The sequence below is a fragment of the Burkholderia oklahomensis C6786 genome, from assembly GCF_000959365.1.
Classification (GTDB): domain Bacteria; phylum Pseudomonadota; class Gammaproteobacteria; order Burkholderiales; family Burkholderiaceae; genus Burkholderia; species Burkholderia oklahomensis.
The window spans coordinates 1,765,515-1,787,954 of the sequence record NZ_CP009555.1 but is presented as its reverse complement, the minus strand read 5'-3'; the positions used below and the strand labels follow the sequence as shown (position 1 = coordinate 1,787,954).

Below are 22,440 nucleotides of genomic sequence, written 5' to 3'. Positions count from 1 at the left end.
GTCCATCGAAAACGTGCACGGCGCTTCACGCCGTCTTCTGCACGCTCAATCCCAGTTCGTCGATCATCCGTTCGCGCATCACGAACTTCTGCACCTTGCCCGTCACCGTCATCGGCAGTTCGTCGACGAAGCGCACGTAGCGCGGCACCTTGTAGTGCGCGATCTGGCCGCGGCAGAACTCGCGCAGTTCGTCTTCCGTCATCGTCTCGCCCGCGCGCAGCACGATCCACGCGCACACTTCTTCGCCGTACTTCGAATCGGGGACGCCGAACACCTGCACGCTCTGAATCTTCGGATGCCGAAACAAGAACTCTTCGATCTCGCGCGGATAGACGTTCTCGCCGCCGCGGATCAGCATGTCCTTCAGGCGTCCGACGATGTTGCAGAAGCCTTCTTCGTCGAGCGTCGCGAGATCGCCCGTGCGCATCCAGCCGTCGACGACCGCTTCGCGCGTCCTCGCCTCGTCGTCCCAGTAGCCGAGCATCACCGAATAGCCGCGCGTGCACAGTTCGCCCGTCTCGCCGACAGGCACGATCGCGCCCGTCGCGTCGACGATCTTCGCTTCCAGATGCGGCTGGATGCGGCCGACCGTCGTCGTGCGCTTCTCGAGCGAATCGGTCGTCGAGCTCTGGAACGACACGGGGCTCGTCTCCGTCATTCCGTACGCGATCGTCACCTCGGACATGTGCATCTTCGAGACGACGCGCTTCATCGTCTCGATCGGGCACGGCGAGCCCGCCATGATGCCCGTGCGCAGCGTGGAGAGATCGAAGCGGTCGAAGTCGGGATGGTCGAGCTCGGCGATGAACATCGTCGGCACGCCCTGCAGCGCGGTGCAGCGCTCGTCGGAAACCGCCGCGAGCGTCGCGCCCGGCTCGAACGCCGCGCCGGGAAACACCATCTTCGCGCCGACCGACATGCACGCGAGCACCGACAGCACCATCCCGAAGCAGTGATAGAGCGGCACCGGAATGCACATCGCGTCGGCTTCGGTGAGCCGCATCACGCTCGCGATCGAGCGCGCGTTGTTGACGACGTTGCGATGCGTGAGCGTTGCGCCCTTCGGGCTGCCCGTCGTGCCGCTCGTGAACTGGATGTTGATCGGATCGCGGCAGTCGAGCGTCGCGCCGATCGCATCGAGCCGGGCGGGATCGAGCGCCGCGCGGCCGCGCGCAAGCATGTCGGCGAAGCTCAGCATGCCCGCCGGCGCGACGTCGCTCATCGTCACGACCGTGCGCAGGCTCGGCACGCGCGCCGCGTGCAGCTCGCCGCTCGCGTGCGTCGCGAGCTCGGGCGCGATCTCGACGATCATCTCGGTATAGGCGGACGTCTTGAAACGCTCCGCCGCGATCAGCAGCCTGCAGCCGACCTTGTTCAGTGCGTATTCGAGCTCGGCGAGCCGGTAGGCGGGATTGACGTTGACGAGCACCGCGCCGATGCGCGCGGTCGCGAATTGCGTGAGCAGCCATTCGGCGCGATTCGGCGACCAGATGCCGACCCGATCGCCCCGTTCAATGCCGAGCCCGATCAGCGCGGCCGCGAGCACGTCGACTTCGTGCGCGAACGCCCGCCACGTCCAGCGGATGCCCTGCTCGCGGAACACGACCGCGGGCCGCTCGGGAAAGCGCGCGACCGTGTCGAGCAGAAACTGCCCGATCGTCGCTTCGCTCAATGGGACCTCGGTCGAGCCGCGCACGTACGATAGCCCGTCCTGCGGCGCGATCAGCGCGCCGACACCTGAATCTGCTGCCATGGGAGTGTCTCCGCCAATAGAACGTTTTGGGAACGTTTAGTCGTTTTGGACGTATTTCTGTAAATTATTCTGCCATCCGCTTACGACACTCTGACATCAAGTGTTACCCGCAAAGCGCAGGACGCTCCCAAACGAAAAAGCAGCCCGAAGGCTGCCTTTTCGATGCAAAAGCGCGAATCGAACGCGCGCGACGATGCGCGCGAACGCTTCAGTGCTTGCCGCGGATCTTCGCGAGACGCTGGATCGCTTCGAGCTGCGCCATCGCGGTCGCGAGTTCCGACTGCGCCTTCGCGAGATCGAGGTCCGACTTCGCGTTCTGCAGCGTTTCCTCTGCGCGCTTCTTCGCCTCTTCGGCCTTCGCCGAATCGAGATCCTTGCCGCGAATCGCGGTGTCGGCGAGCACCGTCACGGCGCCCGGCTGCACTTCGAGAATGCCGCCCGCGACGAACACGAACTCCTCGTCGCCGCTTTCGGCCTCGATGCGCACCGCACCCGGCCGAATCCGCGTGATGAGCGGCGTGTGACCCGGCAGGATGCCCAGCTCACCCGCTTCGCCCGGCAGCGCGACGAACTTCGCCTGGCCCGAAAAGATCTGCTCTTCCGCGCTGACGACGTCTACTTTGATGGTTGCCATATCGACTCCTGTCGACGGGGGTCAGCGCTTTAGCGCTGACCCCCGTCCCATGCCGCGGTTGGCCAGAGTCAGCGCTTCAGTGCTTGCTCTGGCCCCGCGGCGGTCGACCGGAATGAGCGCTTCAGCGCTCACTCCGGTCCCATGCAAGGCACGGTTGAGCGTATTACGTGGGCGCCCGTCCGCGACACGCTGCCGAAACGGCAGTCATCGCGAACGCACGGGCGCCCGCTGCGTTACACCCGACCTTTACTGGATCTTCTTGGCCTTCTCGAAGGCTTCGTCGATCGTGCCGACCATGTAGAACGCCTGTTCCGGCAGGTGGTCGCACTCGCCGTCGACGATCATCTTGAAGCCGCGGATCGTTTCCTTGAGCGGCACGTACTTGCCCGGCGAGCCCGTGAACACTTCGGCGACGTGGAACGGCTGCGACAGGAAACGCTGGATCTTACGCGCACGGGCGACCGACAGCTTGTCTTCCGGCGACAGTTCGTCCATGCCCAGAATCGCGATGATGTCGCGCAGTTCCTTGTAGCGCTGCAGCGTCTGCTGAACGCGGCGCGTGATCGAGTAGTGCTCTTCGCCGATCACGTTCGGGTCGATCTGGCGCGACGTCGAGTCGAGCGGGTCCACCGCGGGGTAGATACCGAGCGAAGCGATGTCACGCGACAGCACGACCGTCGCGTCCAGGTGGCCGAAGGTCGTGGCGGGCGACGGGTCGGTCAAGTCGTCCGCAGGGACGTACACGGCCTGAACCGACGTGATCGAGCCCGTCTTCGTCGACGTGATGCGCTCCTGCAGCTTGCCCATTTCTTCAGCCAGCGTCGGCTGATAGCCCACCGCCGACGGCATACGGCCGAGCAGTGCGGACACTTCGGTGCCGGCCAGCGTGAAACGGTAGATGTTGTCGACGAAGAACAGCACGTCGAGGCCTTCGTCACGGAAGTGCTCGGCCATCGTGAGGCCCGTCAGCGCGACGCGCAGGCGGTTGCCCGGCGGCTCGTTCATCTGGCCGTACACCAGCGCGACCTTGTCGAGAACGTTCGAGTCCTTCATTTCATGATAGAAGTCGTTCCCTTCGCGGGTACGCTCGCCCACACCGGCGAACACGGAGTAACCGCCGTGCTCCTTCGCGATGTTGTTGATCAGTTCCATCATGTTCACGGTCTTGCCGACGCCTGCACCGCCGAACAGACCGACCTTGCCGCCCTTCGCGAACGGGCAGATCAGGTCGATGACCTTGATGCCCGTTTCGAGCAGTTCGGTCGACGGCGACAGTTCGTCGAACGCCGGCGCCTTCTGGTGGATCGAGCGCGTGTGCTCGCTTTCGATCGGGCCCGCCTCGTCGATCGGACGGCCGAGCACGTCCATGATGCGGCCGAGGGTCGGCTTGCCGACCGGCACCGAGATCGGCTTGTTCGTGTTCTTCACCACGAGGCCGCGGCGCAGGCCGTCGGATGCGCCCAGACAGATGGTGCGGACCACGCCGTCGCCCAGTTGCTGCTGGACTTCGAGCGTCAGTTCCGAGCCATCGAGAATGAGCGCGTCGTAAATCTTCGGCATGCTGTCGCGCGGGAATTCCACGTCGATAACGGCGCCGATGCACTGTACGATCTTGCCTTCTACCAAAGCAGTAGTACTCATCGCATTTCCTTTAGATACCTGATTCTTTACTCGCGCAAAGGCGCAGTTTCGAGCCGCCCGGACAGGGTCGCCCGGATAAGGGGCGCCCGAGCAAGGAGCGTCTCGGCTCGCGCGCCCGCTTAAACAGCGGCGGCGCCGCCGACGATCTCCGACAATTCCTTCGTGATCGCTGCCTGACGACTCTTGTTGTACGACAGTTGGAGCTCGCTGATCACCGTCTTCGCGTTATCCGAAGCGGCCTTCATCGCGACCATCCGCGCCGATTGCTCCGACGCCATGTTTTCCGCGACGGCCTGGTACACCAGCGCCTCGACGTAACGCACGAGCAGCTCGTCGACCACCGCCTGCGCATCCGGCTCGTAGATGTAATCCCACGACGTGGCGGGCATGCCGTCGTTGCTGTCGAAATGTTCGGTCGACAACGGCAGCAGCTGCTCGATCACCGCTTCCTGCTTCATCGTGTTGATGAAGCGCGTGTACGCGAGATAAACGGCCGACAGCTTACCTTCCGAATACAGATCGAGCTGCACCTTCACCGCGCCGATCAGCTTGTCGAGGTGCGGCGTGTCGCCGAGATGCACGACCTGCGAGATCACCTTCGCGCCGAAACGGTTCAGGAAGCCGAGGCCCTTGCTGCCGATCGCGGTGGCTTCGAGCTTCTGGCCCTTGTCGTCGAGCTCCTTGAACTTCTGAATCGACGCACGCAACACGTTCGTGTTCAGACCGCCGCACAGACCCTTGTCGGTCGTGACGAGGATGATGCCCGCGGTCTTCGCGCCGTCGTTCGCCACCATGAACGGGTGGCGGTACTCCGGGGTCGAGCGGCTCATGTGCGCGGCGATGGCGCGGACCTTGTCGGCATACGGGCGGGCAGCGCGCATGCGTTCCTGAGCGCGGCGCATCTTCGATGCCGCCACCATCTCCATCGCCTTCGTGATCTTGCGCGTGTTCTGCACGCTCTTGATCTTGCCGCGAATTTCCTTCATTCCAGCCATTGCTTGCTCCTTGACCGAAGCGGGGCGGGCGCTTTACGCGACCCGCACCACTTCAAGGTGTCCCTCGCGGATCAATAGGCACCCGACTTCTTGAAGTCCTTCAGAGCGGCGTGCAGCGCGCTCTCGTCGTCCTTCGACAAGTCTTTCGTGTCTTCGATACGCTTGATGAGGTCAGCGTGGCTCGTCTTCAGATATTCGCGCAGGCCTTTTTCGAACGGCAGGACGTCCTTGACCTCGAGGTCGTCGAGGTAGCCGTTGTTCGCCGCGAACAGCGACACGGCCAGCTCCCACACCTGCAGCGGCTGGTACTGCGGCTGCTTCAGCAGTTCCGTCACGCGACGGCCGCGCTCGAGCTGCTTGCGGGTCGCTTCATCGAGATCCGACGCGAACTGCGCGAACGCCGCCAGTTCACGGTACTGCGCGAGGTCGGTACGGATACCGCCGGAGAGCTTCTTCACGACCTTCGTCTGCGCGGCGCCGCCCACGCGCGACACCGACACGCCCGCGTTGATTGCCGGACGGATGCCCGCGTTGAACAGGTCGGTTTCCAGGAAGATCTGGCCGTCGGTGATCGAGATCACGTTCGTCGGAACGAACGCGGTCACGTCGCCCGCCTGCGTTTCGATGACGGGCAGCGCCGTCAGCGAGCCGCTCTTGCCCTTCACTTCGCCGTTCGTGAACTTCTCGACGTACTCTTCCGACACGCGAGCCGCACGCTCGAGCAGACGCGAGTGCAGATAGAACACGTCGCCCGGGTACGCTTCGCGGCCCGGCGGGCGGCGCAGCAGCAGCGAGATCTGGCGATACGCCCAAGCTTGCTTGGTCAAATCGTCATAGATGATGAGGGCGTCCTGGCCGCGATCGCGGAAGTATTCGCCCATCGTGCAGCCGGCGTACGGCGCGAGGTATTGCATCGCGGCCGATTCCGAAGCCGAAGCGGCGACGACGATCGTGTATTCGAGCGCGCCGGTTTCTTCGAGCTTGCGCACCACGTTCATGATCGACGAAGCCTTCTGGCCGATCGCGACGTAGATACAGATGAGATCCTTGCCCTTCTGGTTGATGATCGTGTCGATCGCCACCGCGGTCTTGCCGCACTGACGGTCGCCGATGATCAGCTCGCGCTGGCCGCGGCCGATCGGCACCATCGAGTCGATCGACTTGAGGCCCGTCTGCACCGGCTGCGACACCGACTTACGCCAGATCACGCCCGGGGCGATCTTTTCGATGGCGTCCGTCAGCTTCGCGTTGACCGGGCCCTTGCCGTCGATCGGATTGCCGAGCGCATCGACCACGCGGCCGACGAGTTCCGGACCGACCGGGACTTCGAGAATGCGGCCCGTCGTCTTGACGATGTCGCCTTCCGAGATGTGTTCGTATTCGCCGAGAATCACCGCGCCGACCGAGTCGCGCTCGAGGTTCAGCGCAAGACCGAACGTGTTGCCCGGGAATTCGAGCATTTCGCCCTGCATCACGTCGGACAAACCGTGGATGCGCACGATACCGTCGGTCACGGAGATCACGGTGCCCTGGTTGCGAACGTCCGCGCTCGCTTCAAGGCCCTGGATCCGGCTCTTGATCAGCTCGCTGATCTCAGAGGGATTGAGTTGCATTATTCGCTCCTGATATTCAATTCTGTTGCGTGCCGGCCGCGTAGGCGATCAGGCGGTCAGAGCCACCTGCATGCCGGCGAGCCGCGCGCGGACCGAGGTATCGAGCACTTCGTCGCCAACCGTCACGCGCACGCCGCCGATCAGCGACGCGTCGACTTCGATCGTCGGCTTCAGCTTGCGCTTGAACCTGCGCTCGAGGTTTTCGACGAGTTCGGCAAGCTGCGCGCCTTCCAGCGGGAACGCGCTGACGATCAGCGCATCCGCCGCGCCTTCGCGCGCATTCTTCAGCTCGTCGAACTGCGCGGAGATTTCCGGCAGCAGCGCGATACGGTGATTTTCGACCAGCATCCCCACGAAGTTCTTCGCTTCCGCGCTGGTCGCGAGCGGCGCCTTCACCGCGGCGAGCAGCAGCTCGCTGACTTGCGCGCGGCTCACCTTGGGGCTCGACGCGACGGACAGCACTTCGGGCAGGTGCGCAACCTGTGCCAGCTCTTGCACGAGCGTGGACCAGGCGGCGATGTCACCACCCTCGGCCACGCGGAACAGCGCTTCTGCGTAAGGGCGGGCGATGGTTGCAAGTTCGGCCATGATCAGAGCTCGGCTTTCAGTTGATTCAGCAGTTCGGCGTGGGCCGTATGATCGACTTCGCGCTTCAGGATCTGCTCGGCGCCCTTCACGGCCAGCGAGGCGACTTCGCCGCGCAGCGTTTCACGGGCCTTCACGATTTGCTGATCGGCATCCGCCTTCGCCTGAGCGATGATGCGGGCCGCTTCGGCCTGCGCGTTCGCCTTGATTTCCTCGGCGACCGCCTGCGCGCGCTTTTCGGCTTCGGCGATGCGCTGCTGGCCTTCGTTGCGGGCCTGCGCGAGTTCCTGGTCGACGCGCTTGTGCGCCGCTGCGAGTTCCGCCTGCCCCTTTTCCGCAGCCGAGAGGCCGTCGGCAATTTTCTTCGAGCGCTCGTCGAGGGCGTTGATCAACGGCGGCCACACGAACTTCATCGTGAACCACGCGAGGATCAGGAACACGACCATTTGCGCAAACAGGGTTGCGTTGAGATTCACGGTGTTTCCTTAATCTGCTATTCCGGAAAAATGAAACGACGAGGAGCGCACCGAAAAAAGCTTTCGAGTCGCGCTCACTTTCCGTTCCGCCCTGCGCCGGCAAGCCTGGCGCATTTGTATTTCCGAGGAACCCTTAGCCCGCGAGCTTCGACAGGAGCGGGTTCGCGAATGCAAACAGCATGGCCACACCCACGCCAATCAGGAACGCCGCATCGATCAGACCAGCCAGCAGGAACATCTTCGTTTGCAGCGGGTTGATCAGTTCCGGCTGACGTGCGCAAGCTTCGATGTACTTGCCGCCCATCAGGCCGATACCGATACAGGCGCCGATTGCACCCAGGCCGATGATGATACCGATACCGATAGCGGTCAGACCTTGGATGTTGGCGATGAAAGCTTGCATGATCACTCCTTTGAGAAAAGACTTGGAACTGGAATTTAAAAAACTAAAAACAAACTTGCTTGACTGTCCGGCACGCTTAGTGCGACTCGTGCGCCTGACCGAGATACACCAGCGTCAGCATCATGAAAATGAACGCTTGCAGCAGAACAATCAGGATGTGGAAGATCGCCCAGATACTGCCTGCGAGGACATGACCGATGAAGCCGAGCACCGTTGCGTCCGCGCCGAAGCCCCACATGCTGCCGAGGAGGGCGATCAGCAGGAACAGCAGCTCACCTGCGTACATGTTGCCGAACAGCCGCATGCCGAGCGACACGGTCTTCGCGACATATTCGACGATGTTCAACGCAAGGTTCGGAATCCACAGCAGCGGATGCGCACCGAACGGGGCCGACAGGAGCTCGTGCGCGAAACCGCCCGGGCCCTTGATCTTGAAGCTGTAGTAGATCATCAGCACGAACACGCCGAGCGCGATGCCGAGCGTGCCGTTCAGGTCGGCCGTCGGCACGATGCGATGATGCGAAATGACTTGCGACAGGCCCAGCCAGCCGATCACGCGGCCCGGCAGGTCGACGGGGAGGAAGTCGAGCGAGTTCATCAGCGCGACCCAGACGAACACGGTCAGCGCGAGCGGCGCGATAAAGGTGCGATTGCCGTGAACGACCGCCTTCGACTGGTCTTCGACCATTTCGACGATCATTTCGATCAGGCACTGGAAGCGCCCCGGCACGCCCGGCGTCGCCTTGCGCGCGGCCAGACGCAGGATGAGGATGGTGACGAGGCCGCAGACGATCGACCAGAACAGCGTGTCGAGATTCCAGACGTGGATGTCGAAGATCGACGTCTGATGCGCGGTGGAAAGGTTTTGCAAGTGGTGCGCAATGTACTCGGACGGATCCAGAGCACGCGTTCCTTCGCTAGCTGCCATAATCGTTGATGTCACCCAAATTGTCGAAAATCGGTATATCCGCTTCGCCGCAATAGTTCATTGCGGGAACGGGCCAACGCGTGAACGGTCGAATCCACGCGCGGCACTTAATGCCTTATCGCCAGGCGAGCGCAATCCAGTACGTCTTCAGCACCAGCAGATACGTGACGAGCAGCGGCACCCAATGCGCGTCGGGGTACCCCCACGCGACTGCAACGAACATTGCAATCGTCGCGCCCATCTTGAGTACTTCGCCGATCACCCAGCCCATCACGGTATCCGCGCCTTTTTGCCTCAGACGCGCCGCGAACAACGCACTCGGCACCCAGCCGATCGCTCCGCCCAGAAACGCCGATTGAGCAGCGGCGCCCGGCGACTTGGAAAACAGCCACCACGCCAGTGTTGCAACCAGGGACAAGACCATTTGCGCCATCACCACCCGATAAGGCGTGACGCGCGATGGCCGGCTCACGCCAGGACCGAACAGCGCTTCCGCCTCGGCCCGCGTGAGCGGAGCGACATCAACTTCCTGCTGTTCGGCATCCCAGTCGTCCACGGCGGATTCGCGCCGCCCGACGGCTCCCGAAACGGTGCATTGCGCTCGCCGACCTTCGTGCCTTTTATCCGGCGCTCGATCCGCCATCGCAGCTATTTCCGCTAAATCCCTGTTCGGCCCTAAAGCTTTCCGAAAGCTTTCAGGGGTGCCTAACTAACAAATCCGGGCGATTGTAAGCGATAGTTGCAGGTGATTCAAGGCTTTAGACGCGACAAAAATCCGTATGAAACGGCGCTTCATGATGCGAAAAGTTCGTGAATTTTTGGCATCCGACGGCAGCTGTAAGGTGAATTTTTTTGATCGCTTGCGCGCCGTGAAACACCCCCTCCCCCGCCCTGATCCGGTGCGTCCGGATGCTCAAAAATAATGCAGCATGAGCGCGCCGAGCACGGCGCTCGCGACGCCGAACGGAATGCTCACGAGATGGAACGGCAGCCACATCCCGCGCGCGCGCGACAGCCGGATCGCAATCAGGTTGGCAAGCGAACCGATCGCGACGCCGAAGCCGCCGACGCTCACGCCGAACGCGAGCGCGCGCCAGTCTCGCGTGAACTCCGACAGCAGGATCACAGCGGGCACGTTGCTGATGCCTTGCGACAGCAGCGCGCCCGCCGCATACGCGCGCAGCGGCGTGTCGAGGCCGATGCCGGCGATCGTCCGCTGGACCGCGGGCAGCGCCGCCGCGCTGCGCAGCACGATGAACATCAGCACGAAGATCAGCAGCAGCAGCCAGTCGATCTTCAACACCGCGTCGCGCCGCACGATCAGAAAGATCGCCGCGACCGCGAGCAAGCCGACGAGCGCGTGATGCGCATCCGCGAGCAGCACGAAGCCCGCGAACATCGCGACGGTCGCGAACGCATGCGCGCGATCGACCGGCCGCTCGGTGCGATCCCTCGACAAGTCGAGCGGACGGCCGTCGAACGCGCACGCGGTCACGGCGAGCAGCAGCGCCATCAGCACGAGCGCGAGCGGCCCGAGCGCGATCACGAAACGGCCGAACGAGACGCCGCTCAATTGCCACAGAAACAGGTTTTGCGGATTGCCGAGCGGCGTCGCGATCGCCCCCGCGTTCACCGCCAGCGCGATAAAGATCACGAGGCGCCTGAACGGCAGCGGCGTCAGCTCCCGCAGCGACAACACGAGCGGGATCACGACGAAGAGCGCGACGTCGTTCGTGAGCCACACCGACAACGCCGCGGCGAACACGACGAGCAACGCGGCAAGCGCACGCTCCGAATGCACGCGGTGGACGATCCGATGCGCGAGCCACATCAGGAAGCCCGACAGCTCGAGCGCCTTCGTCAGCATCAACAGGCCGGCGAGCGTCGCGACCGTCTGCCAGTCGACGAGCCGCGCAAGCGCGGTCGCGGATTGCGGATGCGCGAGCTGCAGCGCGATCAGCGCCGCGATAAGGATGGACAGGACCGGCTCGTGCCGGATGAACGCGATGATGCGCGCCTGCGCACGGCCGTCGACCGAATTCGACACGTCTGCGTTACGCAGCAACGTTGCCGCGCAATCGCGCGAGGATGCCTTCGAGCGCGTCGAGGTCGCCGAAATCGATCGTCAGCTGGCCGCGCCCGCGGCGACCGACCTTGATCTTCACGTTCGACGCGAGCAAATCCGACAACTCTTCTTCGAGGCGCCGCGTGTCGCGGCCGCCGTCGTCCTTCGCACGCGCCTTCACCGCCGGTTCGGCCTTCGTCGTGTGGGTGACCAGCTTTTCCGTCTCACGCACCGACATCCGCTTGTTGACGACCTGATGCGCGAGCGTGATCTGTGTCGCGGCATCCACCGCGAGCAGCGCGCGCGCGTGGCCCATGTCGAGATCGCCCGCGAGCAGCATCGTCTGCACCGGCATCGCGAGGTTCAGAAGACGCAGCAGGTTCGACACCGCGCTGCGCGAGCGGCCGACCGATTCCGCCGCCTGCTCGTGCGTGAAGCTGAATTCGTCGAGCAGACGCTGGATGCCGTGCGCCTCTTCGAGCGGATTCAGATCCTCGCGCTGGATGTTCTCGATCAGCGCCATCGCGGCGGCGGCCTGGTCGGACACGTCCTTCACGAGAACCGGCACCTCGTCGAGGCCCGCGAGGCGCGCAGCGCGGAAACGCCGCTCGCCCGCGATGATCTCGTATTTGTCAGACGAAATCGGGCGCACGAGGATCGGCTGCATCACGCCCTGCGCGCGAATGCTCGCGGCGAGCTCCTGCAGGCTGCCCTCGTCCATTCGGGTACGCGGCTGATACTTGCCGGCCTGCAGCTTGCCGAGCGCGAGCACGTTCGGCGCGCCGTCGATCTTCACCGCTTCGGTGATGTCGGCGCTGCCGCCGAGCAGCGCTTCCAGACCGCGTCCCAAACCCTTTTTCTTCGCTACCGCATTCATGTTCTGTTCCCTCGATTCTCGTCTGGAAGGCCGGTTCAAAGCGCGCGCACCCGCTCGATCATTTCCGCACCGAACTGAATGTAGGCTTGCGCGCCGCGCGAGCCGCGATCGAACACCACGCCGGGAAGTCCGTAGCTGGGCGCTTCGGCGAGCCGCACGTTGCGTGGAATCACTACGTCGAACACCTTGTCGCCGAAGTGCGCCTTCAGCTGATCGGAAACCTGCTGCTGCAGCGTGATCCGCGGATCGAACATCACGCGCAGCAAGCCGATCACCTTCAGGTCGCGATTCAGGTTCGCGTGCACTTGCTTGATCGTGTTGACGAGGTCGGACAGCCCTTCGAGCGCGAAATATTCGCACTGCATCGGGATCACGACGCCGTGCGCCGCGCACAGACCGTTCAGCGTCAGCAGCGACAGCGCGGGCGGACAATCGATCAGCACGAAGTCATAGTCGTCCGCAACCATCGCGAGCGCGGTCTTCAGCTGGCGCTCGCGGTTCTCCACGCTCACCAGCTCGATTTCCGCGCCGGCGAGCTCGCGGTTCGCCGGCAGCACGTCGTACTTCACCGCTTCGGGACGCACGCGCGCGTCGGCAACCGTGACACCGTCGACCAGCACTTCGTAGACCGTCGACTCGCATTCGGCCTTGTCGATGCCGCTGCCCATCGTGGCATTGCCCTGCGGGTCCAGATCGATCAGCAGCACGCGTTGCCCCTGCGCCGCGAGGCTCGCGGCGAGATTGACCGTCGTCGTCGTCTTGCCGACGCCGCCCTTCTGGTTCGCCACGCAGAAGATCTTTGCCATCGTTGGTGTGTTCCTTCTCTTCAAATGGTCCGGGCGCCTCGCGGCACGCCGGTTAAATTGCTTCGTCGAGCTCGACTTCGATCAGATGCCGCTCCGCGTCGAGCGACGGAACCGTCAGACGGACCGTTTGCTTGACGCGCGCGCCGGCAGGCAAGCGATCGATTTCATCATCGGGACGCACGCCCTTCATCGCCCAGATCGAACCGCCCGGCGCGACGAGGTGCCGGGCAAGTGTAACGAAGTCCGCCAGATCCGCGAATGCCCGCGACACGATCACATCGAATTTCCCCGGGACATCGGCGCCGAGACGCAGCGTTTCGACGCGCCCCGTCACGACCGACAGATTGCCGAGCTTCAGCTCGGCCTTCGCCTGGGTCTGGAATGCGGATTTCTTGTGGACGATGTCGTTCAGCGTCACCTGCCATTCAGACAGCGTGATCGCGAGCACGATGCCCGGCAGACCGCCGCCGGAACCGACGTCCAGCGCAGTCGCAGCCGCTCCGCGCGCGCCGAGATGCGGAACGATCGACAACGAATCGAGGATGTGTTGAACCAGCATCTGTCGCGGATCGCGGATCGCGGTGAGGTTGTAGACCGCGTTCCATTTCGCGAGCAGCGCGACGTAATCGAGCAGCGCGCCATGCTGTGCATCGCTCAACGCAACGCCCAGCGCTTCCGCACCTTCCGACAGCAATGCTCCCAGCGTTTCCCGGCTGGCAATCGGGGCTTGACGACGTTGCGCCGTCATTGCTGCGCCGCGGCGTTGTTGGCCCCCGCGTCGGCATTCGAGGCGCCGTCGGCGCCCTTCCTCCGGCCGAGCCCGCGCTTTTTCAGGTGGACCATCAGCAGCGAGATCGCAGCGGGCGTCACACCCGAGATCCGCGACGCCTGCCCGATCGTTTCCGGACGGAATTGATTCAGCTTCTGACTTACTTCGAACGACAAACCGCGCACTTCCGTGTAGTCGATGCCATCGGGCAATCGCGTATTTTCGTTTGCACCGTTCCGTTCGATCTCGCCGGCCTGGCGCTCGATATAGCCCTGATACTTGATGCCGATCTCGATCTGCTCCTTGATCTGCGCGAGCAGGATCTCGTCGTCGGCCAGTGGTTCGGTCGGGCCGCATTCGCCGTTGCGCAGCTCGCACACGCCTTCGTAGCTGACGCCGGGACGGCGCAGCAGCTCCGCAAGACTATATTCGTGATCGATCGGCTTGCCGAGCAACGCGGTCGCCTCTTCGGCAGGCAGCGTCTTCGGCGTCACCCATGTCGTGCGCAGCCGTTCGGTTTCACGTGAAACAGCGTCGCGCTTCCGGTTGAACGCGCCCCAGCGGACGTCGTCGACGACGCCCAGTTCGCGCCCGATTTCGGTCAGACGCATGTCCGCGTTGTCTTCGCGCAGGCTCAGTCGATATTCGGCGCGGCTCGTGAACATCCGATACGGCTCGGACACACCACGCGTGACCAGATCGTCGACGAGTACGCCGAGATATGCCTGGTCGCGCCGCGGACACCACGCTTCTTTCTCCTGTGCATAGCGGCCTGCGTTGATGCCAGCCAGCAGTCCTTGCGCCGCTGCCTCTTCGTAGCCGGTCGTGCCATTGATCTGGCCCGCAAAAAACAGGCCGTTGATCGCCTTGGTTTCCAGCGACGACTTCAGCGCGCGCGGATCGAAATAGTCATACTCGATCGCATAGCCGGGGCGCAGGATGTGCGCCTGCTCGAGGCCGCGCATCGAGTGCACAAGTTCGAGCTGCACGTCGAACGGCAAGCTGGTCGAAATGCCGTTCGGATAGAACTCGTTGGTCGTCAGTCCTTCCGGCTCGAGGAAGATCTGGTGTGAATCCTTCGATGCGAAGCGGTGAATCTTGTCTTCGATCGACGGGCAATAACGGGGCCCGACGCCCTCGATGACGCCTGTATACATCGGCGAGCGATCCAGGCCGCCGCGAATGATGTCGTGTGTGCGCTCGTTCGTGTGCGTGACCCAGCACGGCAACTGTTGCGGGTGCTGCTCGGCTCGCCCGATGAACGAGAACACCGGGATCGGATCGAGATCGCCCGGCTGTTCTTCGAGCTTCGAGAAGTCGATCGTCCGGCCGTCGATACGCGGCGGCGTACCGGTCTTCAGTCGCCCTTGCGGCAGCTTCAGCTCCTTCAGGCGCGACGATAGGGACACCGCAGCCGGATCGCCAGCACGGCCGCCCGTATAGTTGTTGAGCCCGACGTGAATCTTGCCGTCCAGGAACGTGCCAGCCGTCAGCACAACCGCACGCGCCCGGAATCGAACGCCGACCTGCGTGACCGCACCGACCACCCGATCCCCTTCGACCATCAGGTCGTCGACCGCCTGCTGGAACAGCCACAGATTCGGCTGATTCTCCAGACGATGGCGAATCGCCTGCTTGTACAGCACGCGATCGGCCTGCGCACGCGTCGCGCGGACGGCCGGCCCCTTCGACGAATTCAGGATTCGGAACTGGATACCGCCTTCATCTGTAGCGGCCGCCATCGCACCGCCGAGCGCGTCGACTTCCTTGACCAGATGGCCCTTGCCGATGCCGCCGATCGACGGGTTACAGCTCATCTGCCCGAGGGTCTCGATGTTGTGCGTCAGCAGAAGCGTCTTCGCGCCCATGCGAGCGGAAGCCAACGCGGCCTCGGTGCCGGCGTGACCGCCGCCGACGACGATGACGTCAAATTCAGTGGGATAAAGCATTGCGGACTTCGCGCAGGACGACGCACGAACCTATCAGAGAAATGTATGGGCCGAATTATAGCGGGTTAGCATTTGACCCGAATCTCGTTCGAACGGCCGACCAATAAAAAACGGCGTGTTTCACGTGAAACACGCCGTCGGCCAGAGCACGCGAAACGGCCGCTAAACCGCCTTCTTCGCGAGCCCGAGATAGGTTTCGATCACCAGAGGATTCCGTGCGAGTTCGCCCGCCGGGCCGTCGAGGGCGATCTCACCGGTCTCGAGCACATAACCGTAATCGGAAATCTGCAGCGCCGCGCGCGCGTTCTGCTCGATCAGCAGCGTCGCCACGCCGGTTCCACGCAACGCGCTGATGATATGGAAAATCTCCTTCACGATCAGCGGCGCAAGCCCAAGGCTCGGCTCGTCGAGCATCAGCAGGTCCGGCTTGCCCATCAGCGCGCGCCCGACAGCGAGCATCTGCCGCTCGCCGCCCGACAGCGTCCCCGCCGCCTGCCCGCGCCGCTCCTTCAGCCTCGGAAACAGCGTGAAAACCGGCTCGAGCTGGTCGAGAAAATTCGGGTCGCCAGCCCTCTTCCGCCGGTACGCACCCAGCACGAGGTTATCCTCGACCGACATCGTACTGAACAGCTCCCGCTTTTCCGGAACGAGACACATGCCGCGTGATACGCGTTGCTCGACCGGCAACACGCCCACGTCGTCGCCGCGATAGCGAATCGTACCGGCCGCGTGGCCGTTCGTCGGCAATGCCCCCATCACCGCGTTGAGCAGCGTCGATTTGCCTGCACCGTTCGGGCCAATCACTGTGACGATCTGCCCCGCCTCGACCTTCAGCGCCGCGCGATGCAGCGCCTCGACCTTGCCGTAACGCACCGACAAATCCCGCACCTCGAGAACCGGCGTCGTCGACTGATCCATCATTCCACCCCGCCGAGGTAAGCTTCCAGCACCGCAGGATCCTTCTGCACATCCTGAGGCAGCCCTTCGGCAATCCGTGTGCCGAACTCCATCACGACCAGCCGATCGGTCAGGTTCATCACGAAATCCATGTCGTGTTCGACGAGCAGCACGCTCATTCCCTCTGCCTTCAACTTCCGCAACAACTCGGCCAACTGCTGTTTCTCCTGATAACGCAGGCCCGCTGCGGGCTCGTCGAGCAGTAACAGCGTCGGATCACTGCACAGCGCGCGGGCGATCTCGAGAATCCGCTGCTGGCCGAGCGCGAGGCTGCCGGCCTCGTCATACATGTGCGCCTCAAGCCCGACGCGCCGGATCTGCTTCGCTGCTTCGACCATCAGCCGCGCCTCCTCATTCGCATTCAGTCTGACGATGCTGCGCCAGATGCCGGCCGTGCCGCGCAAGTGCGCACCGATCGCGACGTTCTCCAGCACCGTCATTCCAGGCAGCAGCTTCACGTGCTGGAATGTGCGGCCAATGCCCCGTTTCACGATTTCACGTGAAACAAGTTCGTCGATCCGCTCGCCGCGGAACGTAATCGCACCGCTCGTCGGCCGCAGCACGCCCGTCACGAGGTTGAACGTCGTCGACTTGCCAGCGCCGTTCGGGCCGATCAAGCCGATGATTTGCCCTGCCAGCACGTCGAAGCTTACGTCGTTCACAGCGACGAGCCCGCCGAACTGCTTGCGCACGTTATCGACGACGAGCAGCGCTTCGCCGGCCTGCGGCCGGGCGCGCTGCGGCAGCGGCTCCGCGTGCTGCGGCGCCCGTGCGGCCGGCTCGCGCGGAAAGAGCCGCGCAACGAAGGGCCAGACGCCCTGCCGCGCATACTGCAGCAGCAGCACCATCAGCACGCCGAACACGATGATCTCGAAGTTGCCTTCGGCGCCGAGCAGCTTCGGCAGCAGTGTCTGCAGGTTGTCCTGCAACACGGTCACGATCACGGCGCCGAGCACCGCGCCCCATACGTGCGCGACGCCGCCGACCACCGCCATGAACAGGAACTCGATTCCGTGATTCAGCCCGAACGGCGTCGGATTCACCGCGCGCTGCAGATGCGCGTACAGAAAGCCCGAGATCGACGCGAGCACCGCCGCATAAACGAAGATCGCAACGCGCATCCACCCGGTGTTCACGCCCATCGCCTCGGCCATCACGCCGCCGCCGCGCAGCGCGCGGATCGCGCGCCCGGGCCGGCTATTAAGCAGATTCTGAACAGAGACGATCGCGGCGAGCACGACAACCCAGATCACGTAATAGAGGCTGCGGCCCGTGTCGAGCGTTTGGCCGAACACGGTGAGCGCGGGGATGCCGTTGATCCCATCGTACTTGCCGAGCCAATCGAGATTGCCGAACAGGAAGAACAGCGCGAGCCCCCATGCGATCGTCCCGAGCGGCAGGAAATGACCCGACAGACGCATCGTGACGGCGCCCAGCACGAGCGCGACGAGCGCCGTCAGCGCGATGCCCGCGATCAGTCCGAGCCACGGTGACGCGCCGTACGCCGTCGTCAGATACGCGGTCGCGTACGCGCCGATGCCGACGAATGCCGCCTGCCCGAAGCTCGTCATCCCGCCGATCCCGGTCAGCATCACGAGCCCGATCGCGACGATCGCATAGAGCCCGATGTAGTTCAGCAGCGTGATCCAGTACTCTGGCACGCGCACCGCGCCAGGCAGCGCCGGCAGCGCGAACAGCACGACGAGAAACAGCCAGAACGCCTTGTTGCGCAAGATCGCCTTCATCGCGTCACGCCTCCTCGTCTTCCGTTTGCGGCGCCGCAAGGCTGCGCCACAGCAGCACCGGCACGATCAGCGTGAAAACGATCACTTCCTTGTACGCGCTCGCCCAGAACGACGAATACGATTCGAGCACGCCGACGAGCAGCGAGCCCGCTGCCGCAAGCGGATAGCTGACGAGCCCGCCGATGATCGCGCCGACGAAGCCCTTCAGGCCGATCAGAAAGCCCGAGTCGTAGTAGATCGTCGTCAGCGGCCCGACGAGCACGCCCGACAGCGCGCCGAGCCCCGCCGCAAGCGTGAACGCGAGCCGCCCGGCCTCGGTCGTGCCGATGCCGACGAGCCGCGCGCCGAGACGGTTCACCGACGTCGCGCGCAGCGCCTTGCCGGACAGCGTGCGCTCGAAATACAGATAGAGCGCGGCAATCAGCACGAGCGCGGTACCGACCACCCAGCCGCTCTGCATCGAAACCGACAGGCTACCGAGCCCGAACGATGCGTCGGAGAACGCGGTGGTGCGCGAGCCTTCCGCGCCGAACATCACGAGCCCGAGTCCGACCAATGCGAAATGCACGGCGACCGACACGATCAGCAGCAGCAGCGTCGTGCCTTCGGCGATCGGCTGATACACGAGCCGATAGATGAACGGCCCGAGCGGCACGACGATTGCGAGCGTGAGCGCGATCTGAGCGATCATCGGCAGCGGCTGCGCGGCGACGCTTCTCGTCACCGCGTAGATCGCGAGCGGCAGCAGCACGTAGCGGCTCGCGAGCGTCGTCAGCGTGCGGGCGACCTGGTGACGGCGCGCGCGATACCGGATCAGTCCGCCCACTTCGAGCATGAAGCACGCGATGCCCGCGACGAACAGCAGCCAGCAGGTCGCCGGAAACTTCTGCGCTTGCAGCGCGGCAAGCGTCAGCGCGCCGTAGGTGACGAATTCGCCCTGTGGGATGAAGATCACGCGCGTGACGGAGAAGACGAGCACGAGCGCGAGCGACAGCAGCGCGTAGATTGCGCCCGTCGTGATGCCGTCCTGCGCGAGAATCGCCGCGATAGAGAAATCCATGTGGTCTCTTCGGTAGAGAATGCGTCGACGGAAAAAACGGAAATCCGGCCTGCACGACGGGCGCTGTCGCGAAGCGGCGCGACTCGCCGCCGTGCCGGACGACTTTCATCATCCGGCAAACGGGCGGGACGCGCCGCTCACCGATACCGGAGCGACATGAAACCAACGCGGCAGAACGCGATACGCCAAGCGAAGCTCACGAGCCCCCTCGCCGCTGCGCGTGCCGCCCGGCGTCTCCGCAGCACGCGCGATGCGCCCCGCGTCACGCTACGCCACGCCACGCCGCTGAGGCAACCGCAACTCAATCAGCCTGCAGCTTCCACTTGTCGCCGACGATCTGCACGATCACGCGAGCGCGCGCATCAAAGCCGTTGTGATCGGCGGGCGTCGTGTTGATCACGCCGTGCGACACCGGCAGATCCTTGACGTTCTCGAGCGCCGCGCGCAACGCCGCGCGGAACGCCGGCGTCCCGGGCTGCGCCTTCTTCAGCGCGTCGGGAATCGCGCGCTGAAGCATCAAGCCTGCATCCCACACGTGGCCGCCGAATGTCGACACCGCGCCCGCGCCGTACGCCTTCTCATACGCGGCCTTGTACGCGAGCGCCGGCTGCTTCGCCGGGTTCGAATCGGGCAGTTGGTCGGCGACGAGCACGGGCCCCGCCGGCAGCAGTTCGCCGTCGCAATCCTTGCCGCATACGCGCAGGAAATCGTTGTTCGCGACGCCGTGGGTCTGATAGACCTTGCCCGTATAGCCACGCTCCTTCAGCGTCTTCGCGGGCAGCGCAGCCGGCGTGCCCGCGCCCGCGATCAGCACCGCGTCCGGACGCGCGCCCAGCGTCTTCAGCACCTGGCCCGTCACCGACGCGTCGGTGCGGTTGTAGCGCTCGTTCGCGACGATCTTCAGCCCGTTCGCCGCCGCAGCCGCGCTGAATACGCCGTACCAGCCGTCGCCGTACGCGTCGGCGAAGCCGATGAAGCCGACCGTCTTCACGCCGTGCTTCGCCATGTAGCCGGCGAGCGCGTCGGCCATCAAGCGGTCGTTTTGCGGTGTCTTGAACACCCATGCGCGCTTCGCGTCCATCGGCGCGATGATGTGCGCGCTCGCGGCGAGCGAAATCGTCGGCGTCTTGCCTTGCGCGACGACGTCGATCATTGCGAGCGCATTCGGCGTGATCGACGAGCCGACGATCGCATCGACATGATCCTCGTCGATCAGCTTGCGTGTGTTCTGCACCGCGCGGCTCGTGTCCGACGCGTCATCGAGCACGATGTACTCGATGCGCTTGCCGCCGATCTCCTTCGGCAGCAGCGCGACCGTGTTCTTCTCGGGAATGCCGAGCGACGCCGCGGCGCCCGTCGCCGACACCGTGACGCCGATCTTCACCTGCGCCGACGCGAGCGTGGCGGTACATAAGCAGCCGGCCGCGAGCACGGCCTCGATCCATCGATTCATTTTCATTGTGTGTCTCCAAACGCTGCGCGAAACGCGATCGAGCGCGCCGCTGCGACACGGCGCGCCGATCGAACCTGCACGCCGCCGCGGCCGGTTTCACGTTCCACCGTGAATCGGCGCGGGGCGCGTTCTGTTGCGCTCCCTTGCGCGCGCACATCGCACGCGCCCTTCTGCTGCCACTGCGCAATCATCCGATGAATCCTGCCCGCCGCGCGCGGTCACAAAAAAAGCGCGGCCGATCGCACGCGCCTTGCGCCGCCCCGTCTGCTGCGCAATGCGCCGCGCTCAGTTCCGCGCGAGCTTCCGCGGATCGTCGGCGATCTCGACCATCACGCGCGCGCGCGTTCGTCGAGACCGGCGTGGCCGGCGGCGCTCATGTCGAACACGGCGGGCGCGCCGGCGTCATCCTTCGCGTTCTCGAGCGCCGTGCGCAGCGCGCTTCGAAACGCCGGCGTGCCGGGCTGGCCGCCCTTCTGCGCGATCGGAATCGCGCGCGGCAAATGCAGCGCCGCGTCCCACACGTGTCCGACGTACGTCGACACCGTGACGGCGCCGTATGCGTTCTCGTGCGCGCGCCTGTACGCGAGCGCGGATGGCTTGACGGGATTCGAATCGGGAAGCCGATCGGCAACGAGGATCGGGCCGCCAGGCGGATACGCGCCTTCGCAGCCCTTGCCACACACACGCAGGAAATCATTGTTCGCGACGCCATGCGTCTGATGGATCGCGCCCGTGTCGCCGCGCGCCTTCGGCGTCTTCTGCGGCAGCGCGGCCGGCGTGCCCGCGCCCACGATCAGCGCCGCATCGGGCCGCTTCAACCGCGCCTTCGGCATTAGCGCCGTCACCGACGTGTCGGCGCACGCGAAACGCCCGGCCGCAGCCTTGCCGAATTCCTCGAGCCGGATCTCGCCGCATGCGTCGCCGAAACCGATGAACGCGACCATCTTCACGCCACGCTTCGCCCCGTGTCCGGCGATCGCGCTCGCCATCAGGATGTCGTTCCGCGACGTCTTGAAGACCCATGCGCGCTTCGCATCGAGCGGCTCGACGATCGACGCGGCCGCCGCCATCGAGGTCATCGGCGTCTGCGCAGCGACGCCGGTCATCGCGAGCGCGTTCGGCACGACAGTCGAGCCGATCAGCGCGTCGACCCTGTCCCCGCTCGTGAGCTTGCGGGCGTTCTTCACAGCCTGCGTCGAATCGGTCGCATCGCCGAGAACGACGTAGCTCGCCTTCCGCTCGCCGATTGCCTTCGGCAGCAGCGCGATCGTGTTCTTTTCGGGGATGCCGAGCGACGCGGCAGGGCCGACGGCGGAGACGGTGACGCCGATCTCGACGTCCGCGAACGCGGGGCCCGCGACGGCCGCCCATGCGACTGCCGCGCCGAATCCCCAGAATCGCCACGCCTCTATCATCGAGTTCGTCTCCGTGTCTTGCGCTCGGCCAATCCCGACCGACGAGTCGGGGAACGGCGAGTGTAGCGGACGCGTTGCGCGCGCGGCAACCGGGTTAGCCCGCAGCGGCGGCCGCCGACCGGTGCATGCGAACGGTCAGGGACGGCAGCGGGATCGGCGGCATTCGGCGAAGACGATGTTTCGGGCCACCGCGAACGCGCAAATAAAAAGCGCTGTTGGAATGAATCCAACAGCGCTTTGGGTCGGGCACTCAGTGCCTCGAATGTCTCCTCGTTCTCCACCTGCAAATTCGTTTCGCGGTGCATCAGAACTGACA

Annotated in this window: 20 protein-coding genes and 1 pseudogene; all 21 read right to left on the bottom strand. The window is 64.5% G+C overall.

All coding sequences use genetic code 11. The annotated features are described in order from the left end of the window. Positions 1–25 precede the first annotated feature (25 nt). The 21 genes and pseudogenes from BG90_RS08010 to BG90_RS07915 all read right to left on the bottom strand — a co-directional run bounded on the left by BG90_RS08010 (position 26) and on the right by BG90_RS07915 (position 22,124). Positions 26–1,753: an AMP-binding protein gene (locus BG90_RS08010; RefSeq protein ID WP_010107214.1), complete on the bottom strand. Its 1,728-nt coding sequence runs from the start codon at positions 1,751–1,753 to the stop codon at positions 26–28. 208 nt (positions 1,754–1,961) lie between these two features. Then, positions 1,962–2,387, bottom strand: a complete 426-nt coding sequence (locus tag BG90_RS08005; RefSeq protein WP_010107215.1) for a F0F1 ATP synthase subunit epsilon — start codon at positions 2,385–2,387, stop codon at positions 1,962–1,964. 246 nt (positions 2,388–2,633) lie between these two features. After that, positions 2,634–4,028, bottom strand: coding sequence for a F0F1 ATP synthase subunit beta (atpD, locus tag BG90_RS08000; RefSeq protein WP_025990052.1), 1,395 nt, complete (start codon positions 4,026–4,028; stop codon positions 2,634–2,636). Positions 4,029–4,147: 119 nt separating this feature from the next. Further along, positions 4,148–5,023: a F0F1 ATP synthase subunit gamma gene (atpG, locus tag BG90_RS07995; protein WP_010107218.1), complete on the bottom strand. Its 876-nt coding sequence runs from the start codon at positions 5,021–5,023 to the stop codon at positions 4,148–4,150. Positions 5,024–5,094: 71 nt separating this feature from the next. Next, positions 5,095–6,636: a F0F1 ATP synthase subunit alpha gene (gene atpA / locus BG90_RS07990; RefSeq protein WP_010107219.1), complete on the bottom strand. Its 1,542-nt coding sequence runs from the start codon at positions 6,634–6,636 to the stop codon at positions 5,095–5,097. Between the two features lie 48 nt (positions 6,637–6,684). Next, the gene (locus BG90_RS07985; protein WP_010117534.1) at positions 6,685–7,224 is read right to left on the bottom strand and encodes a F0F1 ATP synthase subunit delta; all 540 of its coding nucleotides are present in this window, start codon (positions 7,222–7,224) and stop codon (positions 6,685–6,687) included. 2 nt (positions 7,225–7,226) lie between these two features. Further along, the gene (locus BG90_RS07980) at positions 7,227–7,697 is read right to left on the bottom strand and encodes a F0F1 ATP synthase subunit B (protein ID WP_025990053.1); all 471 of its coding nucleotides are present in this window, start codon (positions 7,695–7,697) and stop codon (positions 7,227–7,229) included. Between the two features lie 133 nt (positions 7,698–7,830). Continuing rightward, positions 7,831–8,100, bottom strand: coding sequence for a F0F1 ATP synthase subunit C (gene atpE, locus BG90_RS07975; protein ID WP_025990054.1), 270 nt, complete (start codon positions 8,098–8,100; stop codon positions 7,831–7,833). 76 nt (positions 8,101–8,176) lie between these two features. Then, the gene (gene atpB, locus BG90_RS07970) at positions 8,177–9,028 is read right to left on the bottom strand and encodes a F0F1 ATP synthase subunit A (protein ID WP_010107224.1); all 852 of its coding nucleotides are present in this window, start codon (positions 9,026–9,028) and stop codon (positions 8,177–8,179) included. A gap of 115 nt (positions 9,029–9,143) precedes the next feature. Then, a complete protein-coding gene (locus BG90_RS07965) occupies positions 9,144–9,671 on the bottom strand; it encodes an ATP synthase subunit I (RefSeq protein ID WP_025990055.1) in 528 nt (175 codons plus the stop codon). 270 nt (positions 9,672–9,941) lie between these two features. Further along, positions 9,942–11,075 carry an SLC13 family permease gene (locus tag BG90_RS07960; protein WP_025990056.1) on the bottom strand — a complete coding sequence of 378 codons (1,134 nt, stop codon included), beginning with the start codon at positions 11,073–11,075 and terminating at the stop codon, positions 9,942–9,944. A 7-nt stretch (positions 11,076–11,082) separates the two neighbouring features. Next, positions 11,083–11,970 carry a ParB/RepB/Spo0J family partition protein gene (locus BG90_RS07955; RefSeq protein WP_010117536.1) on the bottom strand — a complete coding sequence of 296 codons (888 nt, stop codon included), beginning with the start codon at positions 11,968–11,970 and terminating at the stop codon, positions 11,083–11,085. A gap of 35 nt (positions 11,971–12,005) precedes the next feature. Next, entirely contained in the window at positions 12,006–12,776 is a 771-nt protein-coding gene (locus tag BG90_RS07950) for a ParA family protein (protein WP_010107229.1), read from the bottom strand. A 52-nt stretch (positions 12,777–12,828) separates the two neighbouring features. Next, positions 12,829–13,524, bottom strand: a complete 696-nt coding sequence (rsmG, locus tag BG90_RS07945; RefSeq protein WP_050814384.1) for a 16S rRNA (guanine(527)-N(7))-methyltransferase RsmG — start codon at positions 13,522–13,524, stop codon at positions 12,829–12,831. Then, positions 13,521–15,494, bottom strand: coding sequence for a tRNA uridine-5-carboxymethylaminomethyl(34) synthesis enzyme MnmG (gene mnmG, locus BG90_RS07940; protein WP_025990057.1), 1,974 nt, complete (start codon positions 15,492–15,494; stop codon positions 13,521–13,523). Before mnmG ends, rsmG begins: the two co-directional genes overlap by 4 nt. 162 nt (positions 15,495–15,656) lie before the next feature. Further along, positions 15,657–16,412 carry an ABC transporter ATP-binding protein gene (locus BG90_RS07935; protein ID WP_010107232.1) on the bottom strand — a complete coding sequence of 252 codons (756 nt, stop codon included), beginning with the start codon at positions 16,410–16,412 and terminating at the stop codon, positions 15,657–15,659. After that, a complete protein-coding gene (locus BG90_RS07930; protein ID WP_010117540.1) occupies positions 16,412–18,196 on the bottom strand; it encodes a branched-chain amino acid ABC transporter ATP-binding protein/permease in 1,785 nt (594 codons plus the stop codon). Before BG90_RS07930 ends, BG90_RS07935 begins: the two co-directional genes overlap by 1 nt. Before the next feature lie 4 nt (positions 18,197–18,200). Beyond that, positions 18,201–19,256, bottom strand: a complete 1,056-nt coding sequence (locus tag BG90_RS07925) for a branched-chain amino acid ABC transporter permease (RefSeq protein ID WP_010107235.1) — start codon at positions 19,254–19,256, stop codon at positions 18,201–18,203. A gap of 301 nt (positions 19,257–19,557) precedes the next feature. Beyond that, complete coding sequence (locus BG90_RS07920) at positions 19,558–20,715, bottom strand: ABC transporter substrate-binding protein (protein ID WP_010107236.1); 1,158 nt, start codon at positions 20,713–20,715, stop codon at positions 19,558–19,560. Further along, positions 20,712–20,900, bottom strand: a complete 189-nt coding sequence (locus BG90_RS34855) for a hypothetical protein (RefSeq protein WP_124072244.1) — start codon at positions 20,898–20,900, stop codon at positions 20,712–20,714. Before BG90_RS34855 ends, BG90_RS07920 begins: the two co-directional genes overlap by 4 nt. Positions 20,901–20,994: 94 nt before the next feature. After that, positions 20,995–22,124 (bottom strand): annotated as a pseudogene (locus tag BG90_RS07915) (ABC transporter substrate-binding protein). Positions 22,125–22,440: the final 316 nt, after the last annotated feature.

Coding starts and splice junctions, on each gene's coding strand:
- BG90_RS08010 (WP_010107214.1), bottom strand. CDS start 1,753: ATGGCAGCAGATTCAGGTGTCGGCGCGCTGATCGCGCCGCAGGACGGG.
- BG90_RS08005 (WP_010107215.1), bottom strand. CDS start 2,387: ATGGCAACCATCAAAGTAGACGTCGTCAGCGCGGAAGAGCAGATCTTT.
- atpD (WP_025990052.1), bottom strand. CDS start 4,028: ATGAGTACTACTGCTTTGGTAGAAGGCAAGATCGTACAGTGCATCGGC.
- atpG (WP_010107218.1), bottom strand. CDS start 5,023: ATGGCTGGAATGAAGGAAATTCGCGGCAAGATCAAGAGCGTGCAGAAC.
- atpA (WP_010107219.1), bottom strand. CDS start 6,636: ATGCAACTCAATCCCTCTGAGATCAGCGAGCTGATCAAGAGCCGGATC.
- BG90_RS07985 (WP_010117534.1), bottom strand. CDS start 7,224: ATGGCCGAACTTGCAACCATCGCCCGCCCTTACGCAGAAGCGCTGTTC.
- atpE (WP_025990054.1), bottom strand. CDS start 8,100: ATGCAAGCTTTCATCGCCAACATCCAAGGTCTGACCGCTATCGGTATC.
- atpB (WP_010107224.1), bottom strand. CDS start 9,028: ATGGCAGCTAGCGAAGGAACGCGTGCTCTGGATCCGTCCGAGTACATT.
- BG90_RS07965 (WP_025990055.1), bottom strand. CDS start 9,671: ATGGCGGATCGAGCGCCGGATAAAAGGCACGAAGGTCGGCGAGCGCAA.
- BG90_RS07955 (WP_010117536.1), bottom strand. CDS start 11,970: ATGAATGCGGTAGCGAAGAAAAAGGGTTTGGGACGCGGTCTGGAAGCG.
- BG90_RS07950 (WP_010107229.1), bottom strand. CDS start 12,776: ATGGCAAAGATCTTCTGCGTGGCGAACCAGAAGGGCGGCGTCGGCAAG.
- rsmG (WP_050814384.1), bottom strand. CDS start 13,524: ATGACGGCGCAACGTCGTCAAGCCCCGATTGCCAGCCGGGAAACGCTG.
- mnmG (WP_025990057.1), bottom strand. CDS start 15,494: ATGCTTTATCCCACTGAATTTGACGTCATCGTCGTCGGCGGCGGTCAC.
- BG90_RS07935 (WP_010107232.1), bottom strand. CDS start 16,412: ATGGATCAGTCGACGACGCCGGTTCTCGAGGTGCGGGATTTGTCGGTG.
- BG90_RS07930 (WP_010117540.1), bottom strand. CDS start 18,196: ATGAAGGCGATCTTGCGCAACAAGGCGTTCTGGCTGTTTCTCGTCGTG.
- BG90_RS07925 (WP_010107235.1), bottom strand. CDS start 19,256: ATGGATTTCTCTATCGCGGCGATTCTCGCGCAGGACGGCATCACGACG.
- BG90_RS07920 (WP_010107236.1), bottom strand. CDS start 20,715: ATGAAAATGAATCGATGGATCGAGGCCGTGCTCGCGGCCGGCTGCTTA.
- BG90_RS34855 (WP_124072244.1), bottom strand. CDS start 20,900: ATGATTGCGCAGTGGCAGCAGAAGGGCGCGTGCGATGTGCGCGCGCAA.